General features: G+C 55.4%; 15 protein-coding genes. 9 read left to right on the top strand and 6 right to left on the bottom strand.

The genetic code is table 11. From position 1 onward, the window contains the following. Nucleotides 1–98: 98 nt before the first annotated feature. Entirely contained in the window at nucleotides 99–1,028 is a 930-nt protein-coding gene (locus NST44_RS24560; protein ID WP_028403589.1) for a LysR substrate-binding domain-containing protein, read from the top strand. 195 nt (nucleotides 1,029–1,223) lie between these two features. Here the strand turns inward: NST44_RS24560 and NST44_RS24565 are convergent, their stop codons facing one another. Together NST44_RS24565 and NST44_RS24570 are read right to left on the bottom strand one after the other, a co-directional pair. Then, complete coding sequence (locus NST44_RS24565) at nucleotides 1,224–1,409, bottom strand: hypothetical protein (protein WP_007129888.1); 186 nt, start codon at nucleotides 1,407–1,409, stop codon at nucleotides 1,224–1,226. A gap of 118 nt (nucleotides 1,410–1,527) precedes the next feature. Continuing rightward, nucleotides 1,528–2,340 carry a carbon-nitrogen family hydrolase gene (locus NST44_RS24570; RefSeq protein ID WP_028403590.1) on the bottom strand — a complete coding sequence of 271 codons (813 nt, stop codon included), beginning with the start codon at nucleotides 2,338–2,340 and terminating at the stop codon, nucleotides 1,528–1,530. A gap of 281 nt (nucleotides 2,341–2,621) precedes the next feature. Here NST44_RS24570 and NST44_RS24575 point away from each other — a divergent pair, with 281 nt between their 5' ends. The 8 genes from NST44_RS24575 to NST44_RS24610 all read left to right on the top strand — a co-directional run bounded on the left by NST44_RS24575 (nucleotide 2,622) and on the right by NST44_RS24610 (nucleotide 10,470). Next, on the top strand, nucleotides 2,622–3,812 hold the full coding sequence (locus NST44_RS24575; protein WP_210094612.1) for a pyridoxal phosphate-dependent aminotransferase: 1,191 nt from the start codon (nucleotides 2,622–2,624) through the stop codon (nucleotides 3,810–3,812). A gap of 371 nt (nucleotides 3,813–4,183) precedes the next feature. Beyond that, nucleotides 4,184–5,287 (top strand): glutamate 5-kinase, encoded by a 1,104-nt coding sequence (gene proB / locus NST44_RS24580; RefSeq protein WP_245255921.1) that lies wholly within the window; start codon nucleotides 4,184–4,186, stop codon nucleotides 5,285–5,287. Between the two features lie 47 nt (nucleotides 5,288–5,334). Beyond that, nucleotides 5,335–6,582 carry a glutamate-5-semialdehyde dehydrogenase gene (locus tag NST44_RS24585; protein WP_210094614.1) on the top strand — a complete coding sequence of 416 codons (1,248 nt, stop codon included), beginning with the start codon at nucleotides 5,335–5,337 and terminating at the stop codon, nucleotides 6,580–6,582. A 42-nt stretch (nucleotides 6,583–6,624) separates the two neighbouring features. Further along, nucleotides 6,625–7,494 carry a pyrroline-5-carboxylate reductase gene (proC, locus tag NST44_RS24590; RefSeq protein ID WP_210094615.1) on the top strand — a complete coding sequence of 290 codons (870 nt, stop codon included), beginning with the start codon at nucleotides 6,625–6,627 and terminating at the stop codon, nucleotides 7,492–7,494. After that, nucleotides 7,491–8,705 (top strand): 2,3-diketo-5-methylthiopentyl-1-phosphate enolase, encoded by a 1,215-nt coding sequence (locus NST44_RS24595; RefSeq protein WP_028403594.1) that lies wholly within the window; start codon nucleotides 7,491–7,493, stop codon nucleotides 8,703–8,705. The genes proC and NST44_RS24595 overlap by 4 nt, the downstream gene beginning before the upstream one ends. Further along, nucleotides 8,702–9,382: a 2-hydroxy-3-keto-5-methylthiopentenyl-1-phosphate phosphatase gene (locus tag NST44_RS24600; RefSeq protein ID WP_007129881.1), complete on the top strand. Its 681-nt coding sequence runs from the start codon at nucleotides 8,702–8,704 to the stop codon at nucleotides 9,380–9,382. Before NST44_RS24595 ends, NST44_RS24600 begins: the two co-directional genes overlap by 4 nt. A 1-nt stretch (nucleotide 9,383) precedes the next feature. Next, entirely contained in the window at nucleotides 9,384–10,049 is a 666-nt protein-coding gene (locus NST44_RS24605; protein ID WP_007129880.1) for a methylthioribulose 1-phosphate dehydratase, read from the top strand. A gap of 127 nt (nucleotides 10,050–10,176) precedes the next feature. Next, nucleotides 10,177–10,470, top strand: a complete 294-nt coding sequence (locus NST44_RS24610) for an SdpI family protein (RefSeq protein WP_028403595.1) — start codon at nucleotides 10,177–10,179, stop codon at nucleotides 10,468–10,470. Nucleotides 10,471–10,534: 64 nt separating this feature from the next. Here NST44_RS24610 and NST44_RS24615 read toward each other — a convergent pair whose 3' ends face one another. Genes NST44_RS24615 through NST44_RS24630 form a run of 4 tightly spaced genes read right to left on the bottom strand, consistent with a single transcriptional unit; the run spans nucleotide 10,535 to nucleotide 12,909 of the window. Next, nucleotides 10,535–10,675: a hypothetical protein gene (locus NST44_RS24615; RefSeq protein ID WP_007129878.1), complete on the bottom strand. Its 141-nt coding sequence runs from the start codon at nucleotides 10,673–10,675 to the stop codon at nucleotides 10,535–10,537. 29 nt (nucleotides 10,676–10,704) lie between these two features. Beyond that, on the bottom strand, nucleotides 10,705–11,820 hold the full coding sequence (locus NST44_RS24620) for a hypothetical protein (protein WP_028403596.1): 1,116 nt from the start codon (nucleotides 11,818–11,820) through the stop codon (nucleotides 10,705–10,707). A gap of 25 nt (nucleotides 11,821–11,845) precedes the next feature. Further along, on the bottom strand, nucleotides 11,846–12,301 hold the full coding sequence (locus NST44_RS24625; protein ID WP_028403597.1) for a hypothetical protein: 456 nt from the start codon (nucleotides 12,299–12,301) through the stop codon (nucleotides 11,846–11,848). Next, the gene (locus tag NST44_RS24630; protein WP_028403598.1) at nucleotides 12,298–12,909 is read right to left on the bottom strand and encodes an RNA polymerase sigma factor; all 612 of its coding nucleotides are present in this window, start codon (nucleotides 12,907–12,909) and stop codon (nucleotides 12,298–12,300) included. Before NST44_RS24630 ends, NST44_RS24625 begins: the two co-directional genes overlap by 4 nt. Nucleotides 12,910–13,150 lie beyond the last annotated feature (241 nt).

Consider the following 13,150-nt stretch of genomic DNA (forward strand, 5'->3'; position numbering starts at 1 on the left):
CTTACGTTGATAGTAATATATCATTTCCATCTTCATTGTTCCAAGATATAATAACTATAGATGTAATAGGATACAGCTATAACGGGGTGATGATCTTCATGGAACTTAGACAACTGCAATATACGCTGCAAATCGCAGCGGACAAGAACTTTTCCCGGGCCGCGGAGAAGCTCCACATCGCCCAGCCCTCGCTGAGCCAGCAGCTGTCCAAGCTGGAGAAGGAGCTTGGCGTTCTGCTGTTTCAGCGCAACACCAGCTCGGTCGAGCTGACGCACGCAGGCGCAAGCTTTGTGGAGCATGCCCAGAAGATCATGGACGCGGTCGAGCAGCTGAAGCAGGAGATGTCCGACATTTCCCAGCTTCGCAAAGGCAAGGTCGTCGTCGGCAGCATGCCGATCACGGGGTCCCATCTGCTGCCAAGGGTGCTGCCGGCGTTCAAGAAAGGGTATCCGGATATTGAAATCACGCTCCTGGAGGACTCCTCCATGAACCTGGAGAAGCTGACGGCGAGCGGCAAGGCTGATCTGAGCCTGTTGGCGCTCCCGCTCACCGAGCCTTCGCTATCCTGGATTCCGATCGGCGAAGAGATGATCGATCTCGCGGTTCCGCCGCAGCATAAGCTGGCACGGCGGGCGGCGCATGACCCGGTCCGGCCGATTTCCCTTGATGAAATCCGGGACGAGGAATTCGTGGTGCTGAAGAAGGGTCAGGGCTTTCGGAAGCTTACATTCGATATTTGCCGCGAAGCAGGCTTCGAGCCGAAGGTGGTGTTCGAGAGCAATAACATCGAAACCTTGCAGTCCCTGGTCGCGACGGGCATGGGGGTTACGCTAGTCCCGCGATTCATTGCCAGAGCGAAGCGAAGCGAGTTTATCCCCGTCTATCTGCCGCTTGCCGAGCCGGTCCCCAGCCGGACGCTCGTCGTTGCCTTCCGCAATGGACGGTATTTGTCGAAGGCGGCGGACGCCTTCATCGATACCTTCAAGCAGGTCATGGATAAACTCGTGGTGGAAAGCGTACGTGAGTAATCGGGAGTCCGTCCTGATTCATCCGAAATCGGAAACGGGTTCCTTCTATTCGTATAAACCCGCAGCAAAGGGCCCTTGCCAAGGTCAATGACCTATAACAAGGGCCTGCTTTTTTTATTTTTCTCTGTCCTAGTACCGTGCCTGCCATCCTAACCTGCGAAAGAGCGTCAGCTGCCGTGAATTTTGATCGGCGAGCTATTTTCGCAGATTGTGCTGGTCGATCATCCGATTTTGCTCATCCGCCGTGCGCGATTGATCTTGTAAGGACTCGTTCCTGCTGTTGCTTCCGCCGCCCGTTACTTGCTCGACGAAGCTGCGAAACTGCGCCTTCTGATCTTCCTGCTCAATGCCGCGGCTGTCGAATTGGTTGTTCTCTGCCATGCGTTCGAAAACCTCCTCTCAGTCGGATTACCCATAGTATACCCGCCTGACCGCATATGAAACTGAAATTTCAGGTGCGCATCCTTGCTTTCTTTTGCTTTGGATTTTTGCAAAAACCTTACTTAAAATACAAGTGAGGCCTCCGGTCCTCGAACACCGGAATCCGCCCCTTCACTTCACCTGGTAGGGTGCAATCCAGCGTGCCGGTGACGATGGATTCCTCTTCACCGCCTTCGGCAATCACTTCACCCCAAGGATCGATCAGCAAGGAATGCCCGAAAAACTCCGTCTCTCCGCTGCGGCCGACCCGATTGCAGGCAACGACATACATTTGATTCTCGATAGCCCGGGCCGTCAGGAGCGTCCTCCAGTGATGGAGTCTCGGATGCGGCCACTCGGCCGGAACGAACAACACGTTCGCGCCTGCCAGCGCCAGCGTACGGGACAGCTCAGGAAATCGGACGTCATAGCAGATCGATGCCCCGGCTTTCAAGCCCTCCAGATCAAAGGTGACCGCTTCCTCTCCGGCATGAAGAAACTTCTCTTCATCCATCAAACGGAACAGATGCATTTTCGAATACCTTGCGGTAATCTCGCCATCCCTTCCAAATACGTACATCGTGTTGTATATCCGATCGCCGATCTTCTCCGCTACCGATCCGCCTACGATATGAACGCCATGCCGCTTGGCGAAGTCGCTCAGCCGCCGCTTCGTCTCCTCCCCGTTCGGGTCGGCAAGCTCTCCAATCCGGTCCAGCGCATACCCGGTATTCCACATTTCCGGCAGCACGATCACGTCCGGCCTTTCTTCTGCGGATACGGCCTTCTCCATCATCGCCGCCAAATGGTTCGTATTGGCGCCCGGTTCGCCTATCTCGATATAAGCTTGAATGAGCGCGATATTCAATTGAGGCTTAGCTCCTCCAGTCACTTTCGGTTCCCCCTTGTCATGCCTATATTCTTTTGAATTAGGAATCAGGTCAAATACTCATGGTTTAGCGCAAGCGGTCCTTGTCCAAACGAACCCTCGGCTGTTCTTGACATCATCATAGCCCCGAAGGGCCTGCCGCCGCAACCCTGTACGCCATTTCCCTCTATACACCCCGGATAAATCGTGATAAATTAATGCTAATTGTTTTAAGACCGCTGATACAACCATGCATAATGAAGGGGAATCAAGCGCAATTCAATAACCGGAGTGATGAATCCGCCATGAGCAAACCTAATCAACCATTCCATATCGAGCCGGCCGAGATAATGCCGACGCTGCCGACCCAGTTTTTCGCGACGCTGGTCTCGAATGTCAACAGGCAGGTGGCCCAGGGTCACGACGTCATTAATCTCGGCCAGGGGAATCCCGATCAGCCGACGCCTCCTCATATCGTGGCAAGCCTGAAGGAGGCAGCCGACAATCCTCAATATCATAAATACTCGCCGTTTACCGGCTATTCGTTTCTTAAGGAAGCGATTGCCCATCGTTATAAGGAGGATTATAACGTGGATCTGGATCCGGAAACCGAGGTCGCCATTCTGTTCGGCGGAAAGACCGGGCTCGTCCAGCTCCCGCAAGTGCTCCTTAATCCCGGGGACGTCTGTCTCGTGCCCGATCCGGGTTATCCGGATTACTGGTCCGGCGTTGCTCTTGCCCGCGCTGAAATGAAGTTTATGCCGCTTACGGCGGACAACGGCTTTCTTCCCGATTATAGCCGCATCGCCCCGTCCGACCGGGAGCGGGCTAAGCTGATGTTCCTGAACTATCCGAACAACCCGACCTCGGCGGTAGCTCCCCTGTCCTTTTACGAGGAGACCGTGGACTTTGCCGCAAAGCACGGAATCGTTGTGGCCAGCGATTTCGCTTACGGCGCGATCGGCTTCGACGGCAAGCAGCCTGTCAGCTTTCTGCAGGCTGAGGGAGCCAAGGACGTCGGCGTGGAGTTCTATACGCTGTCCAAAACGTATAATATGGCCGGCTGGCGGGTTGGCTTCGCTCTCGGGAACGCGAAGATCATCTCGTTGATCAACCTGCTTCAGGACCATATTTACGTCAGCTTGTTCGGAGGAATTCAGGCAGCAGCGGCTACTGCCCTGACTGCCCCCCAGGATTGCGTCCAAACGCTGGTAAGCCGTTATCAAAGCCGGCGGGACGCATTCTTCGCAGCGTTGTCGGAGATCGGCTGGGATGCGCCGAAGCCGGCAGGCTCGTTCTTTAGCTGGCTGCCTGTTCCCAAGGGCTATACGTCCGTTGCGTTTGCAAACCTGCTCCTTGAGGAAGCCAAGGTTGCCGTTGCCCCGGGAGTCGGTTTCGGCGATCACGGCGAAGGGTATGTCCGCGTCGGTCTGCTGAGCAGCGAGGAGCGGATGCAGGAAGCGGCATATCGGATCGGCAAGCTGGGCCTCTTCTAGAAGCTTCGTTTTTGCTTTGAAAAAACGGCATCAATATGATATTCTTGCAATACATGAACATTGAATCGTCAAACGCGATGACGGGACCAGTACGAAAGCATACGGCGCGCAAACCAGAGAACGAGCTCCACTGGCTGAGAGGGCTCGGCGCGGCCCCTTTCCGAAACCTACCCCCGAGCGGCCTGCTTCAAGCAGGACAGCGCCTTCTGTTACAAGGCCAAAGCCGGATGGGCATGAAATAGCTCATCAATAAAGGTGGTACCGCGGAAGACTAGCTTTCGTCCTTTTTCAAGGACGGAAGTTTTTTTATTTCTATGATCATGCATCCATCAATGCTAGAGACTAAAAATACGTACAAGGAAGTGATTGCGATGAGCTCACGCATCGTCGTCAAGATCGGAAGCAGCTCCCTCACAACCGAGGAAGGCGGCTTGAATCTGGATTCCGTCGCCTTCTTCGCTGCCGAGCTGGCAGCCCTGCGCGGTGCCGGCCATGAGGTTCTCCTCGTGACCTCCGGCGCGGTTGCCGCAGGCTTCCGGGAGATCGGCTATGAGAGCAGGCCGAAGCTGCTTCATGAGAAGCAGGCCGCGGCTGCGCTCGGCCAGGCGCTGCTGATGAGGGCATACCAGAATGCCCTAGCGGAGCACCGGCTGAAGGCGGCGCAGATTTTGCTGACCCGGACTGATTTTGCGAACCGGAAGCGCATGAACAATGCGAATATGACCATTTCGGAGCTGCTGAAGCAGGGCATCATACCGATCATTAACGAGAATGACACCGTCTCGATTGATGAGCTGAAATTCGGAGACAATGATACGCTTTCCGCCCTCGTGGCTAACCTCGTTCGAGCGCAGCAGCTCATCATCCTGACGGATACCGACGGGTTGTATACGGCGGATCCGCGCAAATCTCCCGATGCCACCCGGTATGAGGAGATCGAGGAAATTACCGAAGAGATATACGGCATGGCCGGAGGCGCAGGCACCAGCGTCGGTACCGGCGGGATGCGTTCCAAGATCGACGCAGCCAAAATCGCAACGCGCGGCGGCGTTCCGGTCTTCATCGGAAGAGCGGACGCGGCGGGAGATCTGCTGCTGGCCTACGAGCATCAGGGGAAGGGCACGTATTTCGCAACACAACTCTCCTCTCTGCCGATGAAAAAACAGTGGCTAGGCTTTATGTCATCTCCCTTGGGACGGATCATCGTCGATGAGGGCGCGGAGGAAGCGCTCCTTCACGGCGGGCACAGCCTGCTGCCGGTCGGCATCAAGCGGCTGGAAGGCAGCTTCCATGCCGGAGATGTCGTCGAAGTGCTGAACATGAACCGGGAACGGCTCGGAAGGGGCATCGTCAATTATGACGAGGAGCAGCTGCAGGCCGTCATCGGCTTGCCGAGCAGCCGCGTGTTCGAGCTGATCGGCGACGTGCACCGGCTTGAGGTGATTCACCGGGACGAATGGATTACCCTGAAATAACGATGATTGGATCATAACGATCGCTTGATTATAAGGAGGAATGAACCGTGAGTGAAGTAAGGGAAAAAGCACAGCTTGCCAAACAAACCGCCGCCGTGCTCGGCAAGCTGACCACGAATGAAAAGAATAAGGCTCTGCTTGAAATGGCCGACGCGCTGATCGCGCGCGCCAGTGATATCATGGAGGCGAATGCCGAAGACCTCCGGCGCGGCAAGGAGAACGGAACGTCCTCCTCCCTGCTGGACCGGCTTGCGCTGAATGAAGAACGGATCCTCGGCATTGCCGAGGGGCTGCGGCAGATCGTGGAGCTTCCGGACCCGATCGGCGACACGCTCGAGACGATTGAGCGTCCGAACGGCCTGCATATTGTAAAGAAACGCGTCCCTCTCGGCGTCATCGGCATCATCTATGAAGCCCGCCCGAATGTAACGGTGGACGCGGCGGGACTCTGTCTAAAGACGGGCAACGCCGTCGTGCTCCGCGGGGGCTCCTCCGCTCTCTCGTCCAACCGCAAAATCGTGGAGGTCCTCCACGAAGCGATGGAGCGGACCGCGCTCCCTGCGGCATCCCTGCAGCTCATCGAGGACGCGAACCGCTCGTCCGTTGACGAGATGCTGAAGCTGAACGGGCTGCTCGATGTCATTATTCCTCGCGGAGGCAGCTCGCTGATTCAGAATGTCGTTATGAATTCCACCGTGCCCGTCATTGAAACAGGTGCCGGCATCTGCCATACGTATATCGACGAGTCGGCTCAGCCCGACATGGCTGCCGCGATCAGCCTCAATGCCAAGGTTCAGCGCCCTTCGGTCTGCAATGCGATGGAGACGCTGCTCGTCCATGAGGCGTTTGCCAAATCCCATCTTCATTCCTTGGCCGAAGCCTTCAAGGAACGGAATGTAGAGCTTCGCGGCTGCGCGCGCACGCTGTCTTATGCACCTTGGGCCCGCGAAGCCTCTTCCGAGGATTATGCGACCGAGTACAACGACTATGTTTTAAATGTTAAAATCGTGGACGATCTCGATCAGGCTCTCGCGCACATTGCAGAATACGGCACCAAGCATTCCGAATGCATTGTGACGGAGAATGGGCAGAATGCCGAGCGCTTCCTTCAGGAAGTCGATGCCGCCGCCGTGTATCATAATGCGTCGACGCGCTTTACCGACGGATTCGAATTCGGCTTCGGGGCCGAAATCGGTATCAGCACCCAGAAGCTGCACGCCCGGGGACCTATGGGCCTTCCTGCGCTTACTTCCTCCAAATATGTTATTATCGGTAGTGGCCAAATACGAGAATAAAAATACATTCATTCATATCATCCATGAAGGAGGAAACCTACTATGTGCCAAACCCCACAGAACCGCCCGCTGATCGATAAAGCCATTACATTTTACGGGGCGGGCTCGATGGCTGAAGCGATCGTGAAGGGCCTTGTAACCCGCCATGTCGTACAGCCCGAGCGCATTACGATGCTGAACCGCAGCAATGTCCAGCGTCTCGAGGAGCTCAGTCAACGCTACGGCGTCCAGTTTAACAGCGATGCGGACGCGAAACATCAAATTCTCAAAACCTCCCCAGTCATCGTGCTGGCCATGAAACCAAAGGATGCTGCAAAGGTATTGAAGGAGCTAGGGTCGATGCTGTCCGCCGATCAGCTGATCATTTCGGTCATTGCCGGCCTCTCGATTCATACGACCCAAACGCTGCTCGGCACGAATCAGCCAATAACACGCACGATGCCGAATACGTCCGCTTCGATCGGACTGGGCTCGACCGGCATCTCCTTCTCCAAGGAAATCAGCGAGGAGCAGCGCCAGCTCGTCCTTACATTATTTGAAGCGGTGGGCCAGGTGACCGTCATTGAAGAGGAGAAAATGGACATTCTTACCGGCATCTCGGGAAGCGGTCCAGCTTACTTCTACTATATGATGGAAGCGATGACGGCTGCCGGCATCCGCGGCGGCTTATCGCCTGAACAAAGCCGCGACCTGACGCTCCAGACGATTCTGGGCGCAGCCCGAATGGTGCAGCAAACCGGCGAGCAGCCGGCAGCCCTACGGGCAAAAATCACATCGCCGAACGGCTCCACGCAAGCAGCCCTTGAAACGCTGGACCGCGGCGATTTCTTCGAGACGGTCATCGCTGCCGTCAACCGCTGCGCAGAGCGCTCCAAAGAAATGGGCGCGATGCTGAAGGAGCAAGCCCTATGAGCCGTTCAATCGCAACCTACAGAATTTATGACGACCAGGCGGATTTTCGTAAAAAGGCGACCTCCATCGCCGTTGGCATGACGGTCGGGAGCTGGACCGAGCTGCCTGCGGCCAAGCAGGAAGCCATGCAGAAGCATCTAGGCGAAGTGGTGGACATCCAGGTCCATGAAGGCTGGGAGCCCGGCAGCCGTTATGCCGATATCAGCATCGCCTATCCGGATATCAACTTCAGCCGGGACATTCCTGCCCTGCTCGTGACGGTATTCGGCAAGATATCCATGGACGGCCGCATCAAGCTGACCAACCTGGATCTTTCGCCGGAATTCCTGTCAGCATTCCCGGGTCCGAAGTTCGGGATCGACGGCGTGCGCGATCTGCTCGGGGTTCATGACCGTCCGCTCTTGATGAGCATCTTCAAATCGGTGATCGGGCTAAGCGCAGATGAGCTTAGGGAGCAATTCATTCGCCAGGCCCTCGGCGGCGTTGACCTGATTAAGGATGATGAAATCCTGTTCGAAAATGAGTTGACCCCGATCGAGACACGGGTTCGCTTATGTATCGAAGCTGCCCGCGAGGTCGAGCAGCAGACGGGCAAAAAGCTGCTGTATGCAGCTAACCTGACAGGACATACTTCGAAGCTGCGGGATCAGGCGCTGCGAGCGATCGACGCGGGCGCCAACGCGCTGCTGTTCAACGTCCTGTCCTATGGGTATGACGTCCTGCACGAGCTCGGCTCCGATCCGGACATCAACGTGCCGATCGCCGCCCATCCGGCTTTGGCGGGGGCCATCTACCCGTCTCCGTATCACGGAATCGCCGCGCCGGTTCTGCTCGGCCAGCTGATGCGGATCGCCGGCGCCGACCTGGTCCTGTTCCCGTCGCCTTACGGCTCGGTCACGATGCCGCGGGAAGAGAATCTCGGCATTCGGGACGAGCTTCATACCGTCAAGCTCGGCGTCAAGCGGAGCATGCCGGTTCCGTCGGCAGGCATCCATCCTGGACTCGTGCCGCGTATTATCCGCGACTTCGGTATGGATGTCGTGGTGAATGCCGGCGGAGGCATCCATGGTCATCCGCTGGGCACTGAAGCCGGCGGAAGAGCCTTCGTTCAGGCGATCGAAGCGACGATGAAATCCGTGCCGCTTGCCCACTATGCGGAGGAGCATGAAGAACTGAAAGCCGCGCTGGACATCTGGGGAGGAGAAGCATGACAGCTCAAGGAAAAACGCCCGTCATTTTTTGCGATTTTGACGGAACGATCACGAACAACGACAATATTGTAGCCATTATGAAGCATTTCAAACCGGAAGGCTATGAGGGAATCATGAAGGATACGATCGAGCGGACGATCTCGATCCGGGAAGGGGTCGGGCGGATGTTCGCCCTCTTCCCTTCCTCCATGAAAGAGGAGATTACATCCTTCGTGCTCGAGCATGCCGGCATCCGCGAAGGCTTCGGCGCTTTTCTTGAGTATCTGAAGCAAGAAAGCATCGAGTTTTTCGTCACGAGCGGCGGTATCGATTTCTTCGTCGATCCGATCCTGAAGCCGTACGGCATTCCGGCAGACCATATATTCTGCAACGGCTCCAATTTTGAGGGGGACACGATCGAGATTACATGGCCGCATCCATGCAAGGATTCGTGCACGAACGATTGCGGCATGTGCAAGGTTACCGTGATGGACCGATTCCCGGCGGATCAATATTACCGGATTCTGATCGGAGACAGCCTCACCGATTTCGAAGGGGCCAAGCAGGCCGATCTGGTGTACTCGCGCTCCACGCTCACGGAGCAGTGCCGGAAGTTGGGCGTGCATCATGTGCCGTTCGAGACCTTTACCGACATCTATGCCGATCTGAACGACAAGCTGAAACAGGGGGTGCTGTGATATGGCATTTGCCGATATCCTGCTGGAACAAAAACAAGCAGCCCTTGACGACCTGCGCGGCGTCAAGGAGCTTTTTGCCTCGCGCAACTGGTTTCCCGGAACAAGCGGAAATCTCTCGGTCCGCGTCGGCGACTTTACGCCCGAGGAGTTTTACTTTGCCATAACCGCGAGCGGAAAGGACAAGTCCGTACATACGCCGGAGGATTATCTGTTTGTTGACCGTAACGGGAAGCCGTGCGAGACGACCGGGCTCAAGCCTAGCGCCGAAACCTTGATCCACTGCGAAATTTATCGCAAGACCGGCTGCGGGGCCATTTTCCATGTGCATACGATCGACAACAACCTGGTCAGCGAATGGTATGGTGATCAGGGCTTCGTTCCTGCGCAGGGCATCGAGCTGATCAAGGCGTTCAATATTTGGGAAGAGGATGCCGCCATCTCCATACCGATTCTGCCCAACTATGCGGACATCCCGAAAATCGCGGCGCTTGTCCCGGATGCTCTTGATCCCTCCGTGCCCGGGATCCTTCTGCGGAATCACGGCATCTATGCCTGGGGGCGGAACGCCTTCGAGGCGAAGAAGCATCTGGAGGCGTTTGAATTTATTTTTGAATACACCTACCGCCGCCTTCTCCTGAACGCTGCAGGCAGTAACCAGGCAAGGTAAACCCTAACCCTAAGTGAGCGAGCCCGGGCGCCGGGCAACCGCTTTAAACTAAGTCCGCTACGCCCCCGATTGTTTCTAGGCGCTCGGGGCACATAGCGGGCATCATCTCCTGAGGAGTGTGTATTCCGTGATTCAAGGATTAGCCATAGGCATCATCTTTATTTTGTATGGATTGCTCCTATACCTGGTTCCCCCCAAGAGCACCAAGAGCTTTTATGCCTACAAAACAACGTCTTCGCTTAAAAGCGAGCGGCGTTTTAAAGTCGCCAACGCCTACGTCAGCCTGCTGCTCATGATCTTCGGGGTCGTCCTGCTCGCCATCGCGAGGCTGACCGGCAGCTTTACGGCTACGGGTATTGCAACGCTCGTCGTGTTTATCCTGATTTACATCCTGGTTGAACGCAAATTAAAAAACATGTAAAGCGATCCTTCTCCAGGATCGTTTTACATGTTTTTTGCTTCTTGGATATGACTAACGGATGCCTTTATAAATGTCCCTGCTCATACTCTACGTAGGAAATCCTCGCATACGGCTCCGGATCCGATGGCAGGTAATGGTTTACGACGAACAGGCATGTCACCACAAACAATAAAATGTACAGCACATACGCCAAATTTTTAACCACAAATATCTCCTCCTCATCCCTTCCGCCGATTAATCGCGGTCGAAATCATCGTAAGGCCGGTCCTCGAACCGTGCTCCCTGCTTCGGTGCCATCATCAGCTTGATGCCGCCGCCGATCAGCAGCACCGTAACGATCGCCGTCTTCATGAAATCCCGGATCCGGGAATCCAGGTACAGATTCGGGAACAGCGTCTCGAGATACGGCAGGACCACACTGGAAAATACGAAGTAAATGCCCAGCAGCACAAGTCCTAAACCGAGCCAGCGCTGCTGGCCGGATGTGCTGGCGATGATCGGCCGGTCGCGCAGCGGCTCCCGGCCGTAGCGGCTGACCTGCTGCAGGCCGTCGAAAAAGGCATAGCACCAGATCAGCGGAATCATAAACAGAAACAAGGACAGTCTAAGCACATCCAGCACATAGATGCTGCCCAGAAACAGGATCATCAGCTGGAGGCCCCGCTTCTGCAGTCCGAGGTACATTTGCCCCGCTCCAGGGAATGCAGACAGCATCGTAGCAAACACTTTGCTGCGTCGTCCGCTCTCACGACCGCTCTCCAGCTCTTCGAACAGCGTCCGGTCCATCAAGAACTCTCCTGCCTGCTTACGGTTAAGGAGCTGAACGACATCGAACATGCAGTACAGCCAGATCACCGGCAAGATGCCCAGAAAGAGCAGAAATACCGACTCGTGCGTCAATCCGGTCAGAAACACCAGGATGGTGCCAAGCCCGAAGAATGCGATCAGAAAAGACAATCCGCGCTGCATCAAGCCAAGCTGGAAATGTCCCAGCCCGGGTATAAACGACAGCAGGATCGTGAAGAAGCGTTCGGAATCGTCGCTTCGTTCGTTCGGCACTTCCATGGGCCGGCCATATTCATCATAAACGTAGGAAACCGGCGTGTAACGAAGCAGAGCCATTAGTAAATCGAGCATACTGATGCCCCAGATCAGCAATGCGCCAAGGATGCTCATGACAAACACGGTATTGGAGCCAGCCATAAACGTGAGCACCAATCCTCCCAACAAGCCGCCGAAGAAGAGCAGCGGATAGAGGACTGCCCGTCCGTTTCTCCCCCAGTAATAGTGGCCGAGGCCAGGGACAAAATTCAATATGAATGCAAGCATTTTGCTACGCTGCGGTTGCACAGTTCATCTTCCTTTCCAAAAATCCTTATTTGGGCAGCAGGCTGTCAATCCAGCCCGATGTTTTTTCTATCAGCTGATCGCTGTAGGACGGCGATTGGGAAAGCGGCGCCCCTTGCTCCGGACTGACCGACTGCAGTCTTTCGAACGCACCGGTAAACAGGAACAGCAGTGTGACGGATGCGGCAATCGCATAGTGAACGATCGCCTTCTCATACCATCGCTTCGGCCGGTCCGATGCGTATGCGGCTGCTCTTCGCGGATACGGCTTAATCTTTTCGTGATTCATGACTCGATCCGCGAATAAGGCCGGGTCCGGCAGATCCGGCAATCCGTCTTGGCGGCTAAGCGCCTCCATATAGAGCCCAAGCAACGAATCGTCCGACAACAGGCGCTCTTCATACAAAGCCCGTTCTTCCGGGGCGGCTTCCCCTTTTATATAACGCTCTGTCATTGCTTTGCGCTCTTGAATCGACCATGTCATTTCCACTCTTCCTCCTTCCAGTGCGTCCGGATCCATTGCCGGGCCCGGTACAGCTTTGATTCCACCGTTTTGACCGACACGTTCAGCTCGGAGCTAATCTGCTCATAATTCTTCTCTTCCAAATAAAAAGCCGATATGATCTCCCGGTGATTGGCAGGCAGCTCATCAATCCGCGCTCGAAGCGTCTCCCTACGCTCCTTATGAATGAGCAAAGTAACGGTATCTTCTTCCGCGGAGGGTAGCTTGTCTAATAGTTCTTCACTTCCGCCCGCACCATGCTCAGGCGGTTTACGATCCCGCTTACGTTTCATGTCGATCGCTTTATTTAAGGCAATGCGGGTGATCCAGGTCTTAAAGCCTTCGGAACGGTATTGGGGGAGAGCTCTATAGACTTGGATGAAGACTTCCTGCGACGCATCCTCCGCATCCTTGACATCTCGAAGCACCGAGAATGCGGTATGGAACACATGCTGGCTGTACGTATCAACCAGCTCCCGAAAGGCCTCCTGCTCGCCTTGAAGGATGCGTCTTATTAATCGTTCAGCTTCAATAACTCTCCCCTCCTTCCCAATATCAATAGACGCAAGACTGCATGCCCGCCCCTGCAACTTTTGAAAAAAAATTTCGTTACTCCTAAGAATCGTGCGTCAAGACAGGGCAAATTAGTCTCCCCTTTGGCGTGGAAGCAGAAGCTTGCACTGCCAGTAAGCGCCTAGTTTGTCTCAGACAGACGGAATCGACCATATTGCAGGATGTGCTTGGACGCAGAGTCCGGACTCCATAAAAAGAGGGCGGCCCGAAGGCGCCCTAGGTCTGCCGCTATTTTCGATTTCGGTTAATTCTTGTTCA

Origin of the sequence: Paenibacillus sp. FSL W8-0919 (genome assembly GCF_038003785.1) — a bacterium.
GTDB classification, from domain to species: Bacteria; Bacillota; Bacilli; order Paenibacillales; family Paenibacillaceae; genus Paenibacillus_AQ; species Paenibacillus_AQ lactis.

Excerpts from the sequence above, each read along its gene's own strand:
- NST44_RS24560 (WP_028403589.1), top strand. The coding sequence starts at position 99 with ATGGAACTTAGACAACTGCAATATACGCTGCAAATCGCAGCGGACAAG.
- NST44_RS24565 (WP_007129888.1), bottom strand. The coding sequence starts at position 1,409 with ATGGCAGAGAACAACCAATTCGACAGCCGCGGCATTGAGCAGGAAGAT.
- NST44_RS24575 (WP_210094612.1), top strand. The coding sequence starts at position 2,622 with ATGAGCAAACCTAATCAACCATTCCATATCGAGCCGGCCGAGATAATG.
- proB (WP_245255921.1), top strand. The coding sequence starts at position 4,184 with ATGAGCTCACGCATCGTCGTCAAGATCGGAAGCAGCTCCCTCACAACC.
- proC (WP_210094615.1), top strand. The coding sequence starts at position 6,625 with ATGTGCCAAACCCCACAGAACCGCCCGCTGATCGATAAAGCCATTACA.
- NST44_RS24595 (WP_028403594.1), top strand. The coding sequence starts at position 7,491 with ATGAGCCGTTCAATCGCAACCTACAGAATTTATGACGACCAGGCGGAT.
- NST44_RS24600 (WP_007129881.1), top strand. The coding sequence starts at position 8,702 with ATGACAGCTCAAGGAAAAACGCCCGTCATTTTTTGCGATTTTGACGGA.
- NST44_RS24605 (WP_007129880.1), top strand. The coding sequence starts at position 9,384 with ATGGCATTTGCCGATATCCTGCTGGAACAAAAACAAGCAGCCCTTGAC.
- NST44_RS24625 (WP_028403597.1), bottom strand. The coding sequence starts at position 12,301 with ATGACATGGTCGATTCAAGAGCGCAAAGCAATGACAGAGCGTTATATA.